The organism is Filomicrobium sp. (assembly GCF_025698805.1).
GTDB classification, from domain to species: Bacteria; Pseudomonadota; Alphaproteobacteria; order Rhizobiales; family Hyphomicrobiaceae; genus Filomicrobium; species Filomicrobium insigne.
Genome location: NZ_JAILWT010000001.1, coordinates 564,744 through 586,500 on the forward strand (window position 1 = coordinate 564,744; position 21,757 = coordinate 586,500).

20 protein-coding genes are annotated in these 21,757 nt (G+C 58.7%); 9 read left to right on the plus strand and 11 right to left on the minus strand.

Going from position 1 to position 21,757, the window contains the following annotated elements:
- Window positions 1–74: 74 nt before the first annotated feature.
- The 5 genes from recF to rpsT all read right to left on the minus strand — a co-directional run bounded on the left by recF (window position 75) and on the right by rpsT (window position 5,886).
- Window positions 75–1,238 carry a DNA replication/repair protein RecF gene (gene recF / locus K5845_RS02545; RefSeq protein ID WP_046477363.1) on the minus strand — a complete coding sequence of 388 codons (1,164 nt, stop codon included), beginning with the start codon at window positions 1,236–1,238 and terminating at the stop codon, window positions 75–77.
- A gap of 84 nt (window positions 1,239–1,322) precedes the next feature.
- Window positions 1,323–2,441: a DNA polymerase III subunit beta gene (gene dnaN / locus K5845_RS02550; protein WP_046477362.1), complete on the minus strand. Its 1,119-nt coding sequence runs from the start codon at window positions 2,439–2,441 to the stop codon at window positions 1,323–1,325.
- A gap of 368 nt (window positions 2,442–2,809) precedes the next feature.
- Window positions 2,810–4,354 (minus strand): chromosomal replication initiator protein DnaA, encoded by a 1,545-nt coding sequence (gene dnaA, locus K5845_RS02555; RefSeq protein WP_046477361.1) that lies wholly within the window; start codon window positions 4,352–4,354, stop codon window positions 2,810–2,812.
- 137 nt (window positions 4,355–4,491) lie between these two features.
- Window positions 4,492–4,935, minus strand: a complete 444-nt coding sequence (locus K5845_RS02560; RefSeq protein ID WP_090226833.1) for a rhodanese-like domain-containing protein — start codon at window positions 4,933–4,935, stop codon at window positions 4,492–4,494.
- Between the two features lie 678 nt (window positions 4,936–5,613).
- Window positions 5,614–5,886 (minus strand): 30S ribosomal protein S20, encoded by a 273-nt coding sequence (gene rpsT, locus K5845_RS02565; RefSeq protein ID WP_046477359.1) that lies wholly within the window; start codon window positions 5,884–5,886, stop codon window positions 5,614–5,616.
- A gap of 315 nt (window positions 5,887–6,201) precedes the next feature.
- On the opposite strand from rpsT, the gene K5845_RS02570 reads away from it, so the two are divergent.
- The 3 genes from K5845_RS02570 to K5845_RS02580 all read left to right on the plus strand — a co-directional run bounded on the left by K5845_RS02570 (window position 6,202) and on the right by K5845_RS02580 (window position 9,026).
- Window positions 6,202–7,584, plus strand: coding sequence for an MBOAT family O-acyltransferase (locus K5845_RS02570; protein WP_046477358.1), 1,383 nt, complete (start codon window positions 6,202–6,204; stop codon window positions 7,582–7,584).
- A 97-nt stretch (window positions 7,585–7,681) separates the two neighbouring features.
- The gene (locus tag K5845_RS02575) at window positions 7,682–8,302 is read left to right on the plus strand and encodes a hypothetical protein (protein ID WP_046477357.1); all 621 of its coding nucleotides are present in this window, start codon (window positions 7,682–7,684) and stop codon (window positions 8,300–8,302) included.
- A 1-nt stretch (window position 8,303) separates the two neighbouring features.
- Window positions 8,304–9,026 (plus strand): hypothetical protein, encoded by a 723-nt coding sequence (locus K5845_RS02580; RefSeq protein WP_052743737.1) that lies wholly within the window; start codon window positions 8,304–8,306, stop codon window positions 9,024–9,026.
- A gap of 24 nt (window positions 9,027–9,050) precedes the next feature.
- Here K5845_RS02580 and K5845_RS02585 read toward each other — a convergent pair whose 3' ends face one another.
- Together K5845_RS02585 and mutM are read right to left on the minus strand one after the other, a co-directional pair.
- On the minus strand, window positions 9,051–9,824 hold the full coding sequence (locus K5845_RS02585; protein WP_046477356.1) for an enoyl-CoA hydratase: 774 nt from the start codon (window positions 9,822–9,824) through the stop codon (window positions 9,051–9,053).
- A 41-nt stretch (window positions 9,825–9,865) separates the two neighbouring features.
- Window positions 9,866–10,756 carry a bifunctional DNA-formamidopyrimidine glycosylase/DNA-(apurinic or apyrimidinic site) lyase gene (gene mutM / locus K5845_RS02590; protein ID WP_046477355.1) on the minus strand — a complete coding sequence of 297 codons (891 nt, stop codon included), beginning with the start codon at window positions 10,754–10,756 and terminating at the stop codon, window positions 9,866–9,868.
- A 126-nt stretch (window positions 10,757–10,882) separates the two neighbouring features.
- Here mutM and ubiE point away from each other — a divergent pair, with 126 nt between their 5' ends.
- From ubiE to ubiB, 3 genes are all read left to right on the plus strand, one after another.
- Window positions 10,883–11,662, plus strand: a complete 780-nt coding sequence (gene ubiE, locus K5845_RS02595) for a bifunctional demethylmenaquinone methyltransferase/2-methoxy-6-polyprenyl-1,4-benzoquinol methylase UbiE (protein WP_046477354.1) — start codon at window positions 10,883–10,885, stop codon at window positions 11,660–11,662.
- Window positions 11,663–11,891: 229 nt separating this feature from the next.
- On the plus strand, window positions 11,892–12,437 hold the full coding sequence (locus K5845_RS02600; RefSeq protein WP_046477352.1) for a hypothetical protein: 546 nt from the start codon (window positions 11,892–11,894) through the stop codon (window positions 12,435–12,437).
- A 226-nt stretch (window positions 12,438–12,663) separates the two neighbouring features.
- Complete coding sequence (gene ubiB, locus K5845_RS02605; RefSeq protein WP_287958317.1) at window positions 12,664–14,256, plus strand: 2-polyprenylphenol 6-hydroxylase; 1,593 nt, start codon at window positions 12,664–12,666, stop codon at window positions 14,254–14,256.
- A gap of 50 nt (window positions 14,257–14,306) precedes the next feature.
- On the opposite strand, the gene K5845_RS02610 is transcribed toward ubiB, so the two are convergent.
- Complete coding sequence (locus K5845_RS02610) at window positions 14,307–15,230, minus strand: DUF2189 domain-containing protein (protein WP_076605288.1); 924 nt, start codon at window positions 15,228–15,230, stop codon at window positions 14,307–14,309.
- Window positions 15,231–15,535: 305 nt separating this feature from the next.
- Here K5845_RS02610 and K5845_RS02615 point away from each other — a divergent pair, with 305 nt between their 5' ends.
- Window positions 15,536–16,798 carry a DUF2254 domain-containing protein gene (locus K5845_RS02615; RefSeq protein ID WP_170832404.1) on the plus strand — a complete coding sequence of 421 codons (1,263 nt, stop codon included), beginning with the start codon at window positions 15,536–15,538 and terminating at the stop codon, window positions 16,796–16,798.
- Between the two features lie 52 nt (window positions 16,799–16,850).
- Here the strand turns inward: K5845_RS02615 and K5845_RS02620 are convergent, their stop codons facing one another.
- The 3 genes from K5845_RS02620 to K5845_RS02630 form a co-directional block, all read right to left on the minus strand.
- Window positions 16,851–17,849 carry a DUF1775 domain-containing protein gene (locus K5845_RS02620; protein WP_287958319.1) on the minus strand — a complete coding sequence of 333 codons (999 nt, stop codon included), beginning with the start codon at window positions 17,847–17,849 and terminating at the stop codon, window positions 16,851–16,853.
- 26 nt (window positions 17,850–17,875) lie between these two features.
- The gene (locus K5845_RS02625) at window positions 17,876–20,107 is read right to left on the minus strand and encodes a TonB-dependent receptor family protein (RefSeq protein ID WP_287958320.1); all 2,232 of its coding nucleotides are present in this window, start codon (window positions 20,105–20,107) and stop codon (window positions 17,876–17,878) included.
- Window positions 20,108–20,183: 76 nt separating this feature from the next.
- A complete protein-coding gene (locus K5845_RS02630) occupies window positions 20,184–20,558 on the minus strand; it encodes a DUF2946 family protein (protein WP_090226848.1) in 375 nt (124 codons plus the stop codon).
- A 308-nt stretch (window positions 20,559–20,866) separates the two neighbouring features.
- Between K5845_RS02630 and K5845_RS02635 the strand changes: the two genes are divergently transcribed.
- Window positions 20,867–21,256 carry a bactofilin family protein gene (locus tag K5845_RS02635; protein ID WP_160298687.1) on the plus strand — a complete coding sequence of 130 codons (390 nt, stop codon included), beginning with the start codon at window positions 20,867–20,869 and terminating at the stop codon, window positions 21,254–21,256.
- Between the two features lie 52 nt (window positions 21,257–21,308).
- Window positions 21,309–21,698: a bactofilin family protein gene (locus K5845_RS02640; protein WP_046477348.1), complete on the plus strand. Its 390-nt coding sequence runs from the start codon at window positions 21,309–21,311 to the stop codon at window positions 21,696–21,698.
- The last annotated feature ends 59 nt before the right edge of the window (window positions 21,699–21,757 follow it).

Genomic DNA, 21,757 nt, shown 5'->3' on the forward strand with positions numbered 1-21,757 from the left:
TATTAAGATAGTTTAAAATTCAATTTTTTCAATGCCTTGCATGCTCATCTGCGTAATGCTGTCGCCATAGAGATTCAGGCGTGTACCGAATGCAATCCGGCATCCGCGACTCGCAACATTGTCGCCTGCCCCGATAGTGCAGAAAATGCGCTGAGATCAGTACCCGTCATCCACGCCTGAGCCCCCAATCTCAGGATCTCAGAGAACAATCCGGCACGTCGCCTATCGTCGAGATGGGCCGTGATTTCGTCGAGCAGAAGCAGCGGTGCGGAGCCCGAATGGCGCATCGCTATCAATTCGGCTTCGGCCATAACCAAACCGATCAGCAGGGCTTTCTGTTCTCCGGTAGAGCTAAGGCGCGCCGGCATGTTCTTGGGCCCGTGAGAGACAATGAGATCCGAGCGGTGCGGGCCTTCGAGGGTACGTCCTGCGGCACGGTCGCGTTCACGCATGCTCGCGAGGCGTCGAGCATAGCTATCCTCGACATCGACGGCCGGAGCAGAGGCGAGTGCCGATTCCAAACTGCCTTCGAGTTCGATGCCACTCCAGGGAAAGGGCGAGTCGGGATCGCGTAGACGTCGCGCGGCGATGACATCGCACAGTCTGCGTACGGTCGATATCCGTGCAGCCGCGATGGCGGTGCCCGCTTCGGCCATGATGATTTCCACTCCCTCGAGCCTGGCATTGTCGCGGACACCGTCCGCCAACAGCCGATTGCGGCTCTGGGTGGCGCGCTCGAAGCGCCCTGCAAGGGAGCGAAAGCCGGGGTCGAAGCACAACACCAGACGGTCCAGAAAGCGACGGCGTTCCGAAGCCGGACCTGTAAACAGTCCGTCCATGGCAGGTGTGAGCCAAACGATCTCGACAAAGTCAGCTAGAGCGCCCGAGCCTCCCGCGGGCTCACCGTCAATGCGCACAACACGCCCCGTACCCGCACGCTGGCCCGCAGCGGCTGACGGGCTGAAACCAGTGCCGATCTCGGCCCGGCCGCTTCGGGAATTCACTCGCGCTGCGACAGCCCAGCCACCATTTGCGCCGGCCCGGAGCAAGTCAGGATAGGGCGCGCGCCGCAAGCCTTGGCCCGGCGCGAGCAAGGAAATGGCTTCCAGGATATTGGTCTTGCCCGAACCATTCAAACCGAACAGCACAATCGGTCCAGGCCCCGTCTCGATCACGACGTGGGCATAGTTGCGAAAATCGGTGAGCGAGAGCCGCTCGAGGGACAAGCTTGGAGCCATGCCTATCTCATCTGCGCTTCAGTAACGCATCCGGCACGCATAGCGTGCGGCCAGACGTAACGCAGATTTTCAACAACGGCGATCCTAGACGCGCATCGGCATGACGACGTAAAGCGCGCTGCCGTCGCTACTGTCGCGGACCATGGCTGGCGAGCCCGGGTCCGACAGCATGAAGCGCGCCTGATCGCCCTCTAGCTGGCCAGCGATGTCCAGCAAATAGCGCGCATTGAAACCGATCTCCAGGGCGCTAGCACCATAGTCGACGCCGATCTCTTCCGTGGCGCTACCGCCTTCTGGATTGTTGACCGACAGCACCAGCTTGTTGCCATCGACGTTGAGCTTCACGGCACGGCCGCGCTCACTGGCGATCGTTGACACGCGGTCGACGGCACTCATGAAATCGGAGTTGGAGACTGTTAGCTCTTTATCGTTGGCCTGCGGAATGACGCGTGCGTAATCCGGGAACGTGCCATCGATCAACTTTGAGGTCAGCGTGACCGTGCCGATCTCGAAACGCACCTTCGTGTCGCTCACGCTTACGGTTACCGAGCCTGCCGAAGCTTCCAGGAGACGGTGCAATTCATTGACCGTCTTCCTCGGGATGATGACGCCCGGCATGCCTTCGGCCCCGGAAGGCAGTGGCAGATCTACCTGCGCGAGTCGGTGACCATCGGTCGCGACCGCGCGTAGCATGGCCCCATCATCGCGTGTAGCCATGTGCAGGTAGATGCCGTTGAGATAGTACCGCGTTTCTTCCGTCGAAATGGCGAACCGGGTCTTCTCAATCAGCCGTTTCAGGTCCGCGGATGACATCTCAAACGTATGCGGCAGGGGCCCAACGGCAATGTCTGGGAAATCCTCGGCCGGCAACAACTGAAGAGCGAACCGTGAGTGACCGGCTGTCAACGTCAAGCGTTCACGCTCCGCTTCGCGCTGTAATTCGACCTGCGCGCCATCGGGAAGCTTTCGCACGATGTCGTGCAGCATATGAGCCGGCACCGTCAAAGTACCCGGTGTTTCCACAGATGCGGGTGCCTCCTCGATCACTTCGCGTTCGAGGTCGGTGGCTTTGAACGAGATGGTCGAGTCTGATGCCTTTAGCAGAACGTTGGACAAAATAGGAATAGTCGTCCGGCGCTCGACGACGCTGGTCACGTGGCCCAGGGCGCGAAGCAACTCGCCCCGCTCGATTACTAGCCGCATGGCTGATCCTCGAATCTTCTTTGTTTCAAAACCAGCCTCTCGAAAAAGACCGTAGGCCGTTTGAGAGATCACCGCGAGAAGTGGTGCATCCTGCTCGTAAAATTACTGCCTTTGTTCGGAAGGGATTCGCGCGGATCGACACTTTGATCTGATAAGCGATGTTTTTTCAAGTGGTGCCTGTGCCGTGCCGGCCCCACTCCCTTTCCAATTTTCACCTTCTAGAGGACATTAGAGGGCCCTTGGGGGCCTCCAATAAGCAAATAGCAGAAGGGTGGTGCCTCGGCACCACCCTCCCCCCGCTTAGGCCGGACGTGCATTGTGCCCTCTTCACGCCAAGCCCAAAAACGTTCTCGACGCGTCACCCTGTCTTAGTGACTGAGCAGTTTCTTCAACTCCTCAATCTCGTCGCGCAGCCGCGGATTGTCAGACAATTGCCCCTCAATTTTGCGGATTGCATGCAAAACAGTGGTGTGATCGCGGTTGCCGAAGCGGCGACCGATTTCAGGCAGCGAACGCTGCGTCAGCTGCTTTGCCAAGTACATGCCGATCTGGCGCGGCCACACAACGGAGCGATGCCGCCGTTGCGAGAGCAAATCGCCCTTCGAAACACCAAAGTGTCGCGAGATGATCCGCAGGATATCTTCAATCTTGATGCGGCGTGGCTCGATGCCCTGAACAAGATCGCGGATCACCGTTTCGGCAATATCCATCGTGATCTGCGTGCGCATGTACTGCCAATTCGCGAACAGACGTATGACCGCACCTTCCAGCTCGCGGCCATTATCGGTGAGCCGCTCGGCGAGTAACCGCAGAACTTCAGGGGCGAGAACGAAAGTTGGGTCGACCGCCTGTTTTTCCGCCAGGCGCATTTCGAGCACTTTCAGGCGAAGTTCATAGTCCAGCGAGCCGAGTTCGGTCACGAGTCCGCGTGCCAACCGCGAACGCATGCGCTCGTTCAGACGCTCAATGTGCGCGGGCGGACGCGCCGATGCGACAACCACCTGCTTACCGCCATCCAACAGTGCATTGATAATATGCTCGAATTCCTGCTCCGTCTGAGCGCCATGCATAAATTCGAGGTCGTCGATGAGCAGAATATCTACCTGCCGGAACTTTTCCTTGAAGGCCAGCGGATCTTCACTGCGCAGCGCTTCGACGAAGCGGTAGCGGAAGCCTTCCGCCGTCAAGTACAGGACTTGAGCGTCAGGCTTACGGCGCTTTACTTCCCAGGCGGTCGCGTGAAGCAGGTGCGATTTGCCGAGGCCGACAGGTGCATGGATAAACAATGGGTTAAACCCGGGGCTTACACCGGAAACAGCTTCGGCAACACGTGTTGCTGCCGCATGCGCAATGCGATTGGATGCGCCAACCACGAACGTGTCGAACGTATAGCGCGGATCAAGTGGTGACCCCTCGAAGCCACCGACGCGTGTCGGCTGCGTGGGAGGCACAAAAACTGGTGCCGCTGCATGATGGTTCGTCGCGGCCGAAGCAACCGGATGCGCTTCATAGCTTTGCGCTTGAGGCGCATCCTGCTGCGCTGGTGTGCGCGACCGACCGGCGCCGCCCGGCTGACGCAATACGACTTCGACGCGCTCAGCGCCCTTAAATTCTGCCTGGCAGCACGCCAGCAAATCTTCGCTGTAGTGCGATTGAATCCAGTTGCGAAGGAACTTCACTGGTACTGAGACCTGTACCGTGCCGTCGTCATACGAGTCGAATTCAAGCGCATTGAACCAGCTCGTATAGACTTCGTCCCCCAACCGCGCGCGCAGCATAGCCCGCGCCTTCTGCCCCGCAGTGCCGCGGACCGCTGACGCCGCAGGTTTCACCGACGTCATAGTGGCCCCTTGAGGATTAGCCACATGACGCGCCGAAATGATCTCGAACTCGTCCTTCCGCACCGTCTGCATTTTCGTAGTCCCCGCTTTACTTAGTTAAATCAGTTACTTTTGCCCTCAGTCTCCGCAGTCTCAGACAAAGCTTTCCCGCTGCTTCCAGCCCTCGCGGAAGCCCGTTTTGCTTATCTGATCTTGCGGAAGGGTGCGCGTTAGCCTTGCACCCACGGGAGCCCAGCCGCTTTCCATCCGGCCTGGGTTCCCCTGTGCCGATGCGCATCGAGAGGTCCCTCGAAGCCATCGGCCACATTGCGGCAGCGCTGGTATCCCTGCGCCGCCATTACTTCAGCCGCATGGCGGCTGCGACTGCCCGATCGGCAGATGAAGAGAAGCTCCGCATCCTTGCCGATCCCGGCCGAACTCAAAAACTCGGAAAGCCGTTCGGAAAATGCGGCATCAACCTGGTTCTCCGGAAAGGATTGCCATTCGATCCGCACGACCTGCTTGCCGAGATTCGACAAATCAGGTAGCCCCACAAATGCCCATTCTGCTCGCGTCCGCACATCGATCAGAATGGTGTCCGCTTCGGAGGACAGGCGCGCCCACGCCTCTTCAACCGAAACGTCCTCTATGTGGATGGAATCACAAGACCCCACTTGCCCCTCCACGCTATGTACTCAGTGCCGCTTGCCCTCTCCGACCGCGTACACTCAACAGTTCTCAAGTATTTGACAAAATTTCCCCGCTGCGCACCGAGCTAATTCAGGCGCAAAAGTGAGCTTTGCCAAATTTAGACGACCCAGCGTGGCCCAGAGTACTTACTCTTCTGCACTGGATACACGACACGTCTTTACGCTGGACTGTTAACAAGACCGCGCTGCCGAACGGCGACGCCCTAACGCCTACTGATACGCGGTGGCGCTGGTGAGGGATATTAATAGGACGTTAACCACAGCGGTGGCAAGCATCGTTTTTCTATGGTTGCGTACACATTTTATTTCAAGAGTGCCGTTTCGGCGGGCCGATCACACCCCTTTTCCAGCAGTGGCCGACTGTGCAAAAGCCTACTGAATCCACAGGCCTGCGGCCGTTCATTCACAGCCATCAGATACAAAAACGACGCCTCGAAACGAAGCGCCGCAGGAGAGTAGATTTTACTTGATGAGCTGACCGCCAGCCCCGAGTCGGGTGGCCGCCGTAGTGGCGATGGAATAGTCGGGAGGGGCGTATTTTCCGTTACTTAGTGACACTCAGAAAACCATCTAGCGAGCCCACTCCGAAATTGATTTGTGGCGAACATGTCACAGCCAGTTCGGGAGCGAAGTTGTCACCGTTTACGCTGGTGCCGACATTCCTTTAACGCGCTGCGTAAGACGGGAGATCTTCCGCGAACCCGTGTTTTTATGAACGATGCCCTTCTGTGCGGCCCGCGCAATCAGGGGTGCAGCAGCACCGAGCGCTTCAAAAGCCTTATCCTGATCACCTGCGGCGATCGCTTCCTCGACCCGACGAATCTCGGTACGCATGTGCGAGCGGCGCGACTTGTTGACGGCGGTGCGCGTGGTGATCTTACGGACGGCTTTTTTTGCCGATTTGGTGTTGGCCATTGAAGTTACGTTCCTTTTTTCGATGCCACATCTCGCCGGCACTGCCTAAATTGGCATTCCGTTTCGCCGATAAAACGAGAGGGCGCAATAGATGAACCGCCCGGAGAACGGACTCCAGGCGGCTGTTGGCTGGGGCCCTTATAGAGCGGGGCGATTCCGCGGTCAACGGCGTTGCATGCGGTCCCATTCGGCTTACTGCGACAAAGACGCCGAAGTTTATTCCATCCTTGAGGGTCGGACGTTTTCCCGCCAATTGCTTAGGGCACCTTTTCATTTTGAATGGCCTTCTAAACCGCATTCTGCAGGGATCACCCGATGCTTTTTCAAAGCCAGGAGTTTCTCCTCGGGTTGCTCCCTTGCGTCCTCGCGGTCTGGTACGGACTCGCGCGGGCGGGCAGCGTGGTGGGACGCGAATGGGCGCTTATTGCTCTTTCACTCGTATTTTACGGATGGTGGGACGTCCGGTTCGTGCCCCTTCTGTTGGCGCAAACGATTCTGTCCTGGGTCGTGGCGGTTATATTCATTGCCACCGGCCGGCGGGCGCGTTGGCTGATCTGGCTGGCTATCGCAGCCAATCTCGCCATTCTCGGCTTCTTTAAATACTGGACATTCTTTGCGGAAAGCGTGCTGGTCGGCGTCGGCATCGAGGTGCCGCCGGTTACAATACTTCTGCCTATCGGCATCAGCTTTTTCACGTTCGAGATTATCTCATACCTTGCGGACGTAAGCTGGCATCAAGCCCCGCGCTATCCGTTACGGCGCTTTATCGTCTTTGTATCCTTGTTTCCGCGGCTCATCGCGGGGCCCATCGTCCGGCATCATGAGATTATTCCGCAGCTTGATCTCGATCCGTTGCGAACCGGCGTTGGCGAACGTCTCGCGAAGGGCGCGACGCTGCTTACGATCGGCCTCGCGAAGAAGGTGTTTCTGGCCGACAGCCTCGCCCCCATCGCTGATCGGGCCTTTACGCAGGCCTCCTCCGGCATTCCTGACGTGGCGACAGCGTGGAGTGGCGCCTTGGCGTTTTCATTCCAGCTGTTTCTGGATTTCTCTGCCTATTCGGAGATGGCAATCGGAATCGCGCTGATGCTCGGTCTGACATTGCCCGAGAATTTCCGTGCACCCTATGCAGCCGTCGATCTGCGCGATTTCTGGCGACGATGGCATATGACGCTGTCCCGCTACCTCCGTGACTACGTTTACATCCCTTTGGGGGGCAGCAAACACGGGGTAGGTAGCTACCTTGCCGCAACGATGCTCACCATGGGTCTGTGCGGACTTTGGCACGGCGCGGGATGGACGTTCATCGCTTGGGGTTTCATGCACGGGGTCGGGCTGGTCGTCTGCCGGGCGTGGGGGCAATACGGCGTGCGTCTGCCGTTTTTGTTGTCCTGGGCCATAACGATGGCCTTCGTCGTCATCGGATGGGTTCTGTTTCGCGCTCCGGACTTTTCCACCGCGGCATCTATGCTAGCGGGTATGGCGGGCGCGGGCGGCGGCGCGGGTCAGTTGGAGGGGCTTGGGTTGCTTGCACTCGCAGCGGCCCTATCCACGTTCGGTCCAACGAGCTATGACGTGGTGTCGCAGCGCTTGCGGCCAAATCCGATTTTGGCCGTGGTGACGGCGTTGGTCGCGATAGCTGTCGTCCTTGAAGTGGGCAAAGGGCAGCCGCAGACGTTTATCTATTTCCAGTTTTGACGCGCCTAAGCGGCTGAGGTAGGGAACGGGGCGCGAAATATAGCTTTATCGGCTCGTCCGGGCCGATATGCGCGGAGCGAGACGACGGGGGAAGCAAATGGCATGGGCGATCTGGATCGTCGCACTGACGATTGGACTGGCGGCCATTCTTTGGAGCGCAGCCAACGTCGCGCCTGAGATGCACACGCTGGCCTGCGCGCTGGTGGCGGCGTCTGTTGCGGCAACTGCGATCCTCGACAACCGGAGCCTTTATCGGCGCGCCGCAACGAAGCATCGGATTGCCGCATCGACCGCGACCTATATGGGGCTGGTCTGGACGTGGGGCGCAATCGGGCTTTTCACCACTTACACTCCTATGCTGGACATTCTGCGCTGGAAGGAATGGCTTGTGTTCACGCTGGCCTTCGCAGGCGTAGCCGTCCTCTGCCTAGGATTTGCGTGGGTTATCGCCAGCGACGAAAAACGCGACAGCGGCGAACAGACCATGTTGAACCTCGCCCAGTACCTATCCGTTGGGCAATTGGTAGGAATGGGCATTGCTGCCCTCGGGCTTATCATCGATGGAAAATTCCCCGTCACGGTGAAGAAACAGATCGAATGGCAAGACTGGGCCGCGAACAATATCTTCTTTTTCGGTGCCTTGGCTCTTGCTGCAATCACTGCCAATGCGCTCTATATGACCCGCAAGCAGAGCAAGCAGGAGACTGTCACGAGTTAACTTGGGCAAGGCGCAGAGCGGCAATCTTCTGCGCGCCAACGCCGCGCAGTCCGTCTCCAGGGCTGCTGTTGAAGGAAACACGATGTCACTGCAGCCGCTTATTCCCGGTCTCGTCGTGGTGATGGTCGCCTCGATCGCAATGTTAGTATGGGCTGTCGGCGAGAGCGCCCGGGACCTGGCACTTATCGCGTCGCTCGCGTTCCCTGCGGCGGCAGTCCTGGTCGGGCTTATCGTCAACCGGCGCCTCCCCAAAGGCCTGCCGATCGACGAAACTCATGAAACCATATTTGCTTCGCGGCGAAATGCGCGGCTCATGGCGATGATTTACGCCTGGGGCGCAGCTGCGATCTTTGCCACCTACTCGCTCACGCAACTGTGGTGGTGGCATAGCTGGCAATACGGGTCTGCAATGGCCTTCATCGCCTGTTGCCTGCTTATTTATGTGAACCGCATGGAGAACCTCGATAGCCCCTTAGTGCGGCCGCGTATGCTCGACGCGGCAGCGACGCTTGCGCTCATCCAAGCGGGGGCGATTGTTGCCGGGCTCACCTTTCTCATAGCATCGGGGAAGCTCGGCAGCACCAAGCCGGACTGGCCCGCGAACTACGTCTTTGTTGGCGGCGGTCTCGGGCTCATGCTGGTTTCACTTATTGCGGCACGCACACACCGTAAACTCCGCCATCTTACCGAACGTTCTGCCCAGGTGTCTCCGAGGGCGCATTAACGAGAAGCGCCTCGCATTTGCAGCTCATCGATTTTTGAAGTTCGGTTTGCGCTTCTCAGAAAACGCTTCCATGCCTTCCTTCTGATCTTCCGTCGCAAACATAGAATGGAACACGCGTCGCTCGAAGAGGATCCCTTCGGACAGAGTCGTCTCGTAGGCGCGATTGACGGTTTCCTTCGTCATCATTACTGCGGGCAATGACAGCGATGCGATCTTGCTTGCAACCTTTTCCGCCTCCGTCAACAGATCCGCCGCAGGCACGACCCGACTGACAAGACCGGAGCGCTCCGCTTCCTCAGCATCCATCATGCGGCCAGTCAGGCACATCTCCATGGCTTTCGATTTGCCAACGAAGCGCGTCAGCCGCTGCGTGCCACCAATCCCCGGCATGATGCCCAGCGTGATTTCAGGCTGTCCGAACTTGGCTGTGTCCGCAGCCAGGATGAAATCGCATTGCATCGCAAGTTCGCAGCCGCCTCCGAGGCAGTAACCGGCGACAGCCGCGATGACGGGCTTGCGGCATCGGGCGGCAACATCCCAATTGGCTGCGAAGTCCTCTCGGTAGACGTCCATGAAGGATTTCGGCGCCATCTCTTTGATGTCGGCCCCAGCAGCGAACGCTTTTTCCGATCCGGTAATGACGATCGCGCCGATCGCGTCGTCGCGATCATAGCCCGTCAATGCTTCGGCCAGCTCACCGACCAGCTGCGTGTTCAGTGCGTTCAGCGCGTCAGGCCGGCTCAGCGTGATGATCGCCACGCGTCCCTTGGTTTCGCAGAGGATCGTCTCATAGGCCATGATCTTTCTCCGGTCGTCTCTGGTCTTTGTTGGTCGCACCGTTAGCGCTGGCAGGATGGGCAATAGAATGTCGAGCGCCCAGCCTGGACGATACGGCGAACGGTGCCTCCACAGCCAGTCCGGCTACAAGGCTCGCCTTCGCGGCCATAGACCGCAAAGGTGTGCTGGAAATATCCGAGTTCTCCAGAAGCTTGCCGGTAATCACGCAGTGAGGACCCGCCCGCAGCTATGGCATCATTGAGAACACTCACGATGGCCGGGACCAAGCGTTCGGCGCGCGCCGTTGGAGCGGCCTTCTTGGTCGCCAAGCTCGACGCGACGCGTAACGGCGACAACTTCGCGCGATACAACGCCTCGCACACGTAAATATTGCCAAGACCCGCAACGTTGCGCTGATCCATCAGGAAGGCCTTGAGATCCGTGGTGCGGCCCGTGGCGCGGGCGGCGAGGTGGCCAGCATGCAGCGCGTTGCTCAACGGCTCAGGACCCATCGCGGCAAAGAGCGCATGCGTGTCCAACGCGTTCGCCTCGATCAACAACATGAAGCCGAAGCGACGGGCGTCGTTATAGGTCACGGTTGTTCCGCGATCGGTGTGAAAGACGACATGATCGTGTTTCGCGGCTGGGGTTACCTCATGAGTAAAAACGCCGGGACGGCTGCCATTGCCGTCCATTGCACCAGGTACAATGGTAAACCTGCCGCTCATGCCGAGATGCATGACGAGGCTTTCATCACCTTCCAGATCCGCGATCAGATATTTCGCGCGACGGCGTAGCGCCTCAACACGGCGTCCGGATAGGCGTTCGGCGAACCTATCGGGAAGCGGGAAGCGCAAATCCGGCCGCCGCTGCTCGACTTGCACGAGCCGCCTCCCCACCAACTCCGGCTCCAGGCCGCGTCTTACGGTTTCAACTTCGGGTAATTCCGGCAACGGGCACTCCTGATCCAACGCCCCCAAGCATCGTGATAAGCGTTTTGGCGCAATGGCGTAGCATCGCTCGCAATAGTTGGCTATCACAGGTGGGAGATACGAGATTTGATGGAGACGTGCGGGCCCATGATCGATGAGCGCACAGGCGAACCGGGCGATGCTCAAACCAGCTTTGGCTTTCGCAACGTGGCGGAAGGCGAACGGCAGGGGCTTGTCAACGAGGTGTTTGCGAAGGTCGCCCAGCGCTACGACCTGATGAACGACCTCATGTCCGGCGGTCTGCACCGACTCTGGAAAGACGATTTGATCGGGTGGCTGGCCCCGCCGCGATCGGGCCGCGCTTTCCGGCTGCTCGATGTCGCCGGCGGGACCGGAGACGTTGCGTTACGCTTTGCACGTGCGACGGACACCGATGGAACTGCCGTTATATGCGATATCTCGCCGGAGATGCTCGACGTCGGACGTCACCGCGTTGCAGATGCTGGATTGGACGGGCGCATCGAACTGGTTGAAGGCAATGCGGAGGCGTTACCTTTCCCTGACCGGGCGTTTGACGCCTACACGATCGCTTTTGGCATCCGCAACGTCACCCACATTGATCAGGCGCTGCGTGAAGCCTATCGTGTCTTAAAGCCTGGCGGACGGTTCCTGTGCCTGGAATTTTCCGAATGCCGCATTCCGCTTCTCGACCGCGTCTATGATTTCCATTCTTTCGAGGTCATCCCGCGCCTGGGCAAACTGACGGCAGGAGACGCACAACCCTACGAGTACCTCGTCGAGTCAATCCGCAAATTCCCGAAGCAGGAGCGTTTCGCCGATATGATCCGCGCTGCGGGCTTTTCCCAGGTGAAATATCGGAATCTGTCCGGCGGCATCGCCGCGATGCATTCCGGTTGGCGGATCTAAGGTTGCATCGGCTTTTTGTCAGGCCTGATCTATCTCCTCCGGTGTCCCGTCACCAGCTGAACCAGCATTAACCAGGAATATTGCGAAAATTCCTCGCGGCCTGTTCTTCAGGGAACAGCCGATTTTCCGCGTGTGCGCCATGTTGGGTCTCAAGAACGCAGGGCGCCTTTGAACCTTTTGCCAGCCCAGCGCGACAACAGAGACAGACACCGGCTCAGGAGATACCACCATGTTGCGCTCACTCATCGCACTGACCCTTTCCCTCGCTGTCGCGACTGCAGCTTTCACCCCCAAGGCGCAGGCTGGCGGCAAAGGACTGGCTATCGGCATCGGCGTTGGCATGTTGCTGAGCCATGGCATGCATCAACAGCAACGCCATCACGCGGAACAGCGCCGCCGGGCCGCAGCTTATGAACGCGCCAGGGCTCGCGAGCGGGCTGCTGCGGAACGTCGCGCCGAACAACGCCGGATCGCGGCCCAGCGCAAGGCAGAGGCTCGTCGTTTGGCCGCCCGCAAGGCAGCAGCAGAACAGAAGATCGCTCAGCAGCAGGCCGAAGAAGAGGCGGAAGAGATTGCTGCTATCGATCCGCCGCTACCGGTTCAGAAGGTTGTCGCGCAGGCGGATGCCTCCGATGTCGTGACGGGTTCCACGGTTACCGCCACCCCGGCAGTCATCGAGACGAACACCTCTACAGTTGCTGCTGCTCCAGAACTCGGCTGCAAGAAGTTCATCCCCTCGGCAAATCTGACCATCAGTGTCGTCTGTGAGGATTGATCCAGGGCAGCTGAACATTTTAACTGACTTAACGCCCTGGCGGTTAACCACCAGGGCGTTTTGACGTGCTAGAAGGCCGACAACCCCGTGGGCCGAGCCAACGTTGACCCATTATGCTCACAAGTGGTTGTCCGCGGGTCTTGACCAGGGCGGACTAACCAGCAATCTGCGCGGAAAGTTTACACACTTTCCACCGTCACAATTCACCCAGGAGACATCATCCCCCATGGCCGGCGCCCTGATGAACGTTCTGCGTCTCGCGCGCGCAGGCGTCGTGCTCGCGCAGTACGGCGTGCGGTTCGTGCCGCCTGGAATGAAGGTCCCGGCACCCTTGCTGATCGCGCGCGCGTTGACGGTCCCGATCCGGGCCGTGACATGGCCATTTCGTGCACGGCAGCCGAAATCAGCGCGTATCACGGAAGCGCTCGCATCACTTGGGCCGTCCTATATAAAGCTGGGCCAGTTTCTCGCCACGCGCGCCGATGTCATCGGACCGGAACTGGCGAGTGATCTCTCGCAGCTTCAGGACAAGCTTCCCCCCTTTCCCATGCGCGAAAGTCGTCGTGCCGTAGAGGAGGCGCTTGGCGGAAGGCTTGAAGATCACTTCAGTACGTTCGGACCTCCAGTCGCGGCAGCGTCTATCGCGCAAGTTCACAAAGCAACCGTTGCCGACGCGGCGGGGCCGCGCGATGTCGCCGTTAAGATCCTACGTCCTAGCGTGGAGCGCCGCTTCAAGGCTGACCTCGACAGCTATTACTTCGCCGCACGACAGATCGAGCGGTTTCATCCGCCTTCTCGTCGTTTGCGGCCAGTTGCCGTCGTTGACACGCTGAAGCGTACCACCGAGCTGGAAATGGACTTGAGGCTGGAAGCGGCCGCCATTTCCGAAATGGCGGAGAATATCACCGACGATAAAGGCTTTCGCGTTCCTTCCGTGGACTGGAAGCGGACGTCCAAACGGGTCATGACGCTTGAGTGGATCGATGGGATCCCGATCGCGGACCATGCGCGGCTCAAGGCGGCTGGTCATGATCTGAAATCGCTTGGTCTTATTACCCTGCGATCGTTCCTGCGCCACGCCATGCGCGACGGCTTTTTCCATGCCGACATGCATCAGGGCAATCTGCTCGTCGACAAGAGCGGCGATGTTGTTGCGGTGGACTTCGGCATCATGGGACGTCTTGGCGCCATGGAGCGACGGTTCCTCGCCGAGATTCTGCACGGGCTGATTACGCGCGACTATCGCCGCGTCGCAGCCATTCACTTTGAAGCCGGTTATGTTCCACAGCATCATTCGGTGGAAGTTTTCGCCCAAGCCATGCGCGCAATAGGAGAACCCATTCACGGTCGGACGGCGGAAGAGATTTCCATGGCCGATTTGTTGGGTCAGCTCTTTGCCTACACGGAAGTGTTCGACATGGAGACCCGACCGGAACTCATCCTGCTGCAAAAAAGCATGGTGATTGTTGAGGGCGTTGCGCGGTCGCTCGACCCTGGGCTCAACATGTGGACGGCAGCCGAACCTGTGGCACGCGATTGGATGCAGAGCAATCTCGGTGTCATTGGTCAGATCAAGGACGTGGGGGAAGGCGCTTCGACACTTGGCAAAGTGTTAGCGGATGCGCCGCAGTTCATGCTCCGCGCGCAGGGTACGCTGAATTCGCTCGATCAAATGACGCGTGATGGATTGCGGCTCGACGAAACGACAATCCGCCGCCTTGCGCGCGAGGAAGCGCGTGCGTCCTGGTCGGGACGCGCCGCGCTTTGGATCGGTGCACTGAGCCTCGCCGCGATTGCGGCCCTTCACTTGTGGGGCTGATCGCGAACTGAAAAAATCAGTTTCAGACCTACCCAAGCTCTATCCTTGACTTACACCTTCGTGTCTTCATCCCTATCGGATGAAGGCACAAAGAGTGACGCTGGGAACTCCGCCGCATAGCGGCGCCACTTCGGACGCGGATGATATTCCGGCCGACGGCTATGATCCGGCTCCACGACCCTACGATACAAGTGCCAGGTTGAATGCCCCAGCACCGGCACGACAATCGCCAATCCCATGAAAAATGGGATCGCGCCTAGGATCAGTGCTGCGATGACGATCAATCCCCACAGCGCCATCGTGAATGGATTTTTGAGGACCGCCTTCATGGAAGTCGCGAGTGCCGTCGGCAACCCGACATGGCGGTCGAGCAGCAAAGGAAAAGAAACGACGCTCAGCATCAGGGCCAGAACCGCAAACACAAGACCGATCGCATTGCCGACAATGATGACGTTATGCCCTTCCTTGGTCGTTAGGAGATCTCGCAGGAAAGCAGAGAATGAAACGGGCTCGACGTAACCAAAGCTCGCAACAAAGACCGCGCCCGCCAAGGAAATCCAAACAACCACCAGTGCCAACATGAGCAGTCCGAGACCGACGATTGCTGGGAACGATGGGGAGTGCGCAAAGTCCATGACGTGCCGCCAAGACGTATCGCGACCCATCTCACGGCGACGGCTGAGCTCGTATAAGCCTATGGCCGCGAAGGGGCCGATGAACGCGACGCCGGCCGCAATAGGGTAGAGAAGCGGTATCATTTCGTATGCGAACACGGCCCGCCCTAGGACAAGACCGACAATTGGATAGATGAGACACAGAAACACGACATGCGTGGGCATCGCCCAGAAATCGTCTATGCCCTTGGATATCGCATAGCTTAGATCCGACGGCGAAATGGAGCGGACGACCGGTGCTGCCCCACGTGGCTCGGCGGTTGTGATGATGTCGTAATGTCCGGAATGACTTTGAGCCATAATTTCTCCTCCTGAACTTCATCGTTCAAGGGATCACGGCTCTCACGCGCGCTGGCATCCGAATTGGCGGCGGCCAAAACAAGCCGCGATCAAGTTACTAGTCCTAGTCTGACCCTTTCTCTGAGTTTAGCCAAGTCCCCTTTGGCTCACGAATTCGAGCGCTCGGAAAATGCGGTTAACCGATTGAGTGCACTTGTTTCAGGGAACCATGGGGCGAAATGAATGGTTCGCCTAACACCACTCAATAGTCTTGATGCAGAGAGTCGGCTTCAAGACCCTTAACTCACCCCAGGAGGACTTCTTGAATGATCGCCCGCTGGCAATGGCTCCTTCTGCAGCTCAAGCGCAAGCTCTGGGTCCGTGTCAGCCTATTCTGCATCGCGGCGCTCCTAACAGCCATGGCTGGCGTTGTTTTCGAAAGCTACCTTCCTGAGGACGGCGCCTTCGAGTTCGGTTCCAAGTCGATCGACAGCATCTTGACGATCCTTGCATCAAGCATGCTCGCTGTGACCACGTTTTCGCTTACGACAATGGTGTCGGCTTACGCCGCTGCGACGAGTAATGCGACTCCGCGCGCGACGAAACTCCTTATCGATGATCCGACCACGCAAAATGCCCTGGGAACGTTCATCGGCTCTTTCCTGTATAGCCTCGTTGGGATTATCGCCCTGAGCGCCGACGCCTACGGCGATCGGGGGCGGCTGATCCTGTTCCTCGTGACGATTGGCGTCATCGCGTTGATCATCATCACGCTACTCCGGTGGATCGACTATCTGGCGCGGCTGGGTCGCGTGGGCGAAACGACGGATCGCGTCGAGCGCGCAACTCTCGACGCCGTGAAGTTACGGATTGCGCATCCCTTTCTCGGCGGCCATGCACTTCGCGATCCCGAGAACGAGATTCCGAAGGAGGCCAGACCAACGTTTGCAGAGCGGATCGGATACATACAGCATGTCGACATTCGCGCGATTTCCGACTGTGCCCAGAAACATGAGGGGAAGGTCTACATCACAGCGCTTCCCGGCGCCTTTGCCGACCCTGTCCGTCCGCTCTTTCGTTCCGTCGGCATCGACGATGAAGACGCGCTTGAATCGATCCGCATCGCATTCACGATCGATGACGAGCGTTCGTTTGACCAGGATCCCAGATTCGGACTTTGTGTTCTCTCGGAGATCGCATCAAGGGCCCTATCTCCCGCTTTGAACGACCCCGGCACCGCGATCGATGTCATTGGCCGTTGCGTCCGCGTATTGAACGCATGGGCGCCTGGAGAAGCGGACGATGCTGAGACCGACGCTCCTTGCCCCGGTGTGTGGGTCCCGCCAATCCAGACAGCCGAAATGTTCGACGATGTCTTCACCCCGATCGCACGGGACGGTGCCGGGAATGTCGAGGTGCAAGTGCGGCTTCAAAAAGCGTTCGCCGCGCTCGCTGCCCTGGGTGATGAGGCATTCAGGTCGTCGGCACAGCGTCATTCCCGTTACGCGCTCACACGCGCAGAAGCTGCTCTTCACATGGATTACGAAAAAGATCTTCTGCAGAAGTTGGCCGCCGAGGTCGGCGCTTAGAGCCGTGCGATCCGGAGCGACGGTGTCGCAAATGTCGCTCCGGACGCTTCCATCAATGATGGTGGGCGTGGCCGGAGCCGGATTTCGCCTCGCCGATAGGAGATACGTCGAATTCGACCGTGACCTTCCCTGCGTTCTTGAAGTGCAGTTCGATCGGCAGCTTCTTGTCAGAGGTAATCGGCTCGCTCAATCCCATGAGCATCAGGTGAAAGCTCCCAGGTTTAAGTTCCACCGCCTCCTTCGCGGGCAGATCCAGGCCATTCGCCAGTTTACGCATTCTAGCGATACCGTCCTTTTCGCTGGACTCGTGGACCTCCACACGTTCGGCGGAAGCGGCGTTCGCCCCCAATAAGGTGTCCGGCGTGCCGCCCATGTTGCGGATTTTAAGATAACCAACACCGACGGAAGCGCCGGGAGGCGTGGTACGCGACCACGGTTTCTCTATGATCAGATCACCCACTTTGATTTCGGAGGCATCGGCGGCTTGGCCATGGGCATGGCTGCCGTGACCGCCTTCGTGAGCAACGAGATTGAGTGCGGGCGCCGGTGCCTTGAGATCATGAGGATCCTGGCCTGATGCTGGAATTTCCGCCCATTTCAATTCGCCTTTTTCACATTCCTGCGTCACCGGGAAATAGATCGCCGTATCCGCTGGCAATTCTCCAGCAACGAACGATGAAAGGATGAACTCGTCATAGTGCTCGTCGGCCAGAGGGCCGCCGGTCCATGTCACGGTGCGTACGCCCTCCGACAGCATACTGCCGTGGTAGAACTTGTAGGACTTCTCGTAGGGACCGCGCTCGATGGTAAGGGTCCAACCCGGTTTGGGCATCGGCTTGACGCCGATCACTCCCTCGGGAATTTGGACGATGACCTTTTGGGTGGGGGAGCCGGAGCATCCGTGCGGCACCTTGAATACCGCCTTGTACGACGCGCCGACGGTTGCTTGCTTCTGCTCGAGACCAACGTGGGCGGATACCGTGGCGGGAGCGATCGTCGCGATGATCATCCCCGCGGCAGCCAAAGTCATTCGTATTGTCATCTTCTGCATTCTCCTTGGTTGTCTCAACTGACCGATCACCATTTCACCTGCACACCGGCGTAGATGGCGCGACCGTTGCCAGGCTCGAAAAGCGCGCTCGATGCATCAGCACGCGTCGCGATACTGGTGCTGGCGATGTACGTTTCGTCTGTGAGATTGCGGCCTTCGATGTAGGCCGAGATCGGGCCGCCATCGTCGAAACCGATCTTGGCCCCTAAGAGCGCGTAAGCCTTCGTTTCCAACGAGTTTGCGCTGTCGGCATAGTAGGCTTCCGGGACCCATTCGACGTTGGGTCCGACGTAGAACCCGCTGGGGTGCTGGTAGAGCAGTTCGGCACGCACGAAGTGACGGGGCGCGCCGGGAAGCTCGTTGTTTCCGAAGACGGGATCGTCATCGAAGCGGAAGTCGTTGAAGGTGTAGGCGGCGTTCAGCCACAACCTGTCACGGTGCACGAATGCACTCTTGAGTAGCGCTGCACCGCCGCCCAATTCGACACCCTGATGGATCGTCTTATCGAGATTGACCTGGGTGCATGATCCGGTATTTCCCGTCTCAAGACATTGAAACTCGTTGTCGATGTTCATGCGGTAGATCGCGAAGTCCCACCTGTAGTCCTCGCGCCTCCCGCGCGTCCCGATCTCGAAGGTCGTCGCGCGTTGGGCTTCGATGTTTGAGGCCGCCGCTGACGTGAAGCTATTTTCTCCGAAGGATGGTGCCTCGGCGCTCCGCGAGACGTTGGCAAAAAATTGCCAGCCAGGATCGACATCCCAAAGGATTCCGACCTTGGGGCTGAGAAGATCATAGGTTCGCACACCTGAGTCATCCGGATTTGCGTCTGGGACGCCCCAAGACGGAGGATCAGAGAAGAAGCGATCGCGACGCTCGCGCTTGGCATGGAGATATTGCAGCCCCGTGACCAGACCAACGTCCGGCAGGGCGTAGAAGGTATTCTCCACGTAGGTTGAGACGTTTAAGCTTTCATCCAGCGAACTCGACAGCAGGGCGCCCTTTTGTCCGCCGATATTCGCGAATTGCTTGTTGTCCAGCTCGCCGCCGTGAATGTTGACACCAAAAATGAAGCGGTTGGCATGACCACCAATCTCGCGCGCATCAACAGCTCGCACGAAGCCACCTGCGTCCTGATATGCATAGTCGAGCCACTGATAGATCGGATGATCGAGTTTGCGATCGACGTAAAAGGCGCCGAACTCCACCGTGGTGTTGTCGTCGAGCCGTACCGACGTCTTATTGGCAAGGCGAACCGTTTCAATGTTGCGCTGATAGTCCTGCAAGATGTTGTTGGCTGCGGCTGCCTTCGGATCGCTCAGCGCGGCAGTTCGCGTGACACTGCCCGGAATACGCTGCTCGACGTCGTTGGCATTTAAATAGAAGCGCGTTTCAACGTTGCTCGACAGGCGATACCCAACATTGGCGGAGCCCCTGACACTCTCTCCGTCGCTATGCTCTCGGTAGCCGTCCTGCTCCTGCCAAGTGCCTGTGATGAAATAGTCGGCTGCCCCATAGACGCCGCCGGAACCGGTCGCGAATTTGCGGAAACCGAAGCTGCCGACATCGACCCGCGCACCGAACCGGTCTGCGTCATATCCCGTCGGCATCACAAAATTGATTGCGCCGCCGAGCGAGTTGGCACCGAAACGCAGCGCGTTAGCCCCCTTGAAGACCTCGATATAGCGGTAGGCTGTCGGGTCGATTTCTTGAAAATCACCGTAGCCGTCGGCGGTGTTGATAGGAATTCCATCCATGTACAGCTGCACGCCGCGCAGGTGGAAATTTCGTGAGAGGCCAGAACCGCGGATGGAGAGGCGTGTGTCGTCACCCCACTTCGGTTGCACGAACACGCCGGGCACGTAGTCGAGCGCATCCTTGATCGTGGCGGACGGCGTCGAGGCCTTGTAGGCCTTGTCAGAGACGACCTCCACAGCGCCGGGCGTCCGCTGAATCTCCGCAGTGGCTTCTACGGTGTTCGGTACGGTCAGACTGCCGGAGCGCTGTCCAACAGTCAGCGCCAGCGGCATATTGGACAAACTGACGTCCGCAGGCTTTGACGCTGGTGACGCAGCAGATACCGCTTGTTTTGATTGTGCCGGCTTCGTAGCCAGGGATGCTGGTTTAGGCTCCACCTGCTCTACAACGATGGGCGGTAGATCGATATTGTCGGGTTTCGTCGTGGATTGTGCGTTGGTCTCGGCCGTCGACAAGCCAAGGAATACCGCAGCCGTCACGGCTGCGTGCACGGAACATCGCATGGGTTACATACCTCAGAGAAATCGCTGAATGGTCCGGGCACGGTAGGGCGCCCGAGCTCTAGGACTTGGCAGGTCTTCAGGCAATTTGCTGAGGTGGACCGCGGGCCATCGGCGCATAGATGCGTGGATGGCGGGGGAAGACGGCTACGGTGCGCGGCTCGCGAGGTGCAAAGCCGACGCTGGGCGGTGGCGGTGGGAGCTCGGCCGCGAGCGCAAACGGGATGCCCGCGCCCGCGTAACAGAACGGGCAAATGCGCGGCTTACGCTGATCGTCGTGAGAAGATTGGCCATCATTCTCATTAATGGCGATCTGCATGGGGCCGTGCTCGGTGCAGAGCACAACCTCGTAGCCCGCTTCGGCAGGGACACCGGAAATGACGGTCGTTGGGACGAAAAGGAAGGCGACAACAAGACGGAGCGCCATCGCAAATAATGCGACGGCAGATACCATCTTGCGATGTCTCCTACGTGTCACGGAAGCGGGCCCCACTCATCCGACTACCCAATATATCCGTTCTTTATGCTGGAGACGCAACACCAGCCGACCCGCCGAGCTGCGACCGATCCGCTCGCTCGTATCAATCGTGACATCCAAAGTGCCTTACGCTAACGTCCCGGTCGGGAGGGTTTGGAGGAGAACCCATGTTAGCGTCGCATCAATCGTCACATTCGCAGGAACCACCTCAGACTGCACCTTTGTTGCCGACAATGAACACCTCGAAGCGCTCTGGTTTTGATGCTTCGAATATTTCCGGGCCCATGTCCGTGATTGGAAGTGATCTCGCCATTCTGGGCGGTGAGCTGCGTATCATTTCACAGGGGAACCTTACCGTAGACGGCGTCGTCGAGGGTGATGTCATGGGGGCCAATGTAATCATCGGTGAACATGCCGAGGTGAAGGGCCTAATCCATGGCGGCACGGTCGTCGTGCATGGCCGTGTGACGGGCACGATCCAGGGCGTTAACGTCCTCTTGCAGCCGAGCGCACGGGTCGACGCAGATATTCACCATCATCGGCTCAAATTGGTGTTGGGCGCGGAATTCGAGGGAAGTTCGCGCAGTTACGACGAACACACCAATCTTCTACCCAACCTTGAACAGGCCGCAAAAGATCGGCAAAACCCCGTACAAGAAACTCAAACGATCTGATTGGCCGGCGGTGGGCGCGTGCGCGCAAAGCTGGCGACGTACATGAGCCCCTATGTTCAAGTCCAATTCTTCCGGCGTTGCTAACAAAATGCATGGCAGCGTCACACCTCTCGGCAGTCACGTCAGTATCGACGGGGATGTCGAAATCGCAGGAGACGTCACGTTGACGGGCCGCATTGCCGGCTCGCTGCGTTGTCGTGCGCTCGTCGTTGAACCTGATGGAGAACTGCAGGGCTTCGCCGTTTGCGACAGTATCGTCATTTTCGGAACTGTGATCGGGCAGATCTACGCCAACACGATCACGTTGAAAGGTGGGTGCACGGTGGAAGGGGAGGCCTACCACCAACAGCTCATCTTAGAAAACGATGCGTACTTCGAGGGCAAGTCCCGGCGCCATGAAGACCCGAAAAGTCTCGCCGACTTTGAAGACGACCCGCGCTAATCTCTCGTGATCGCCGTCGGAACACGACTGCCGATGGGAAAAGAAACAGCCCGGCCGCA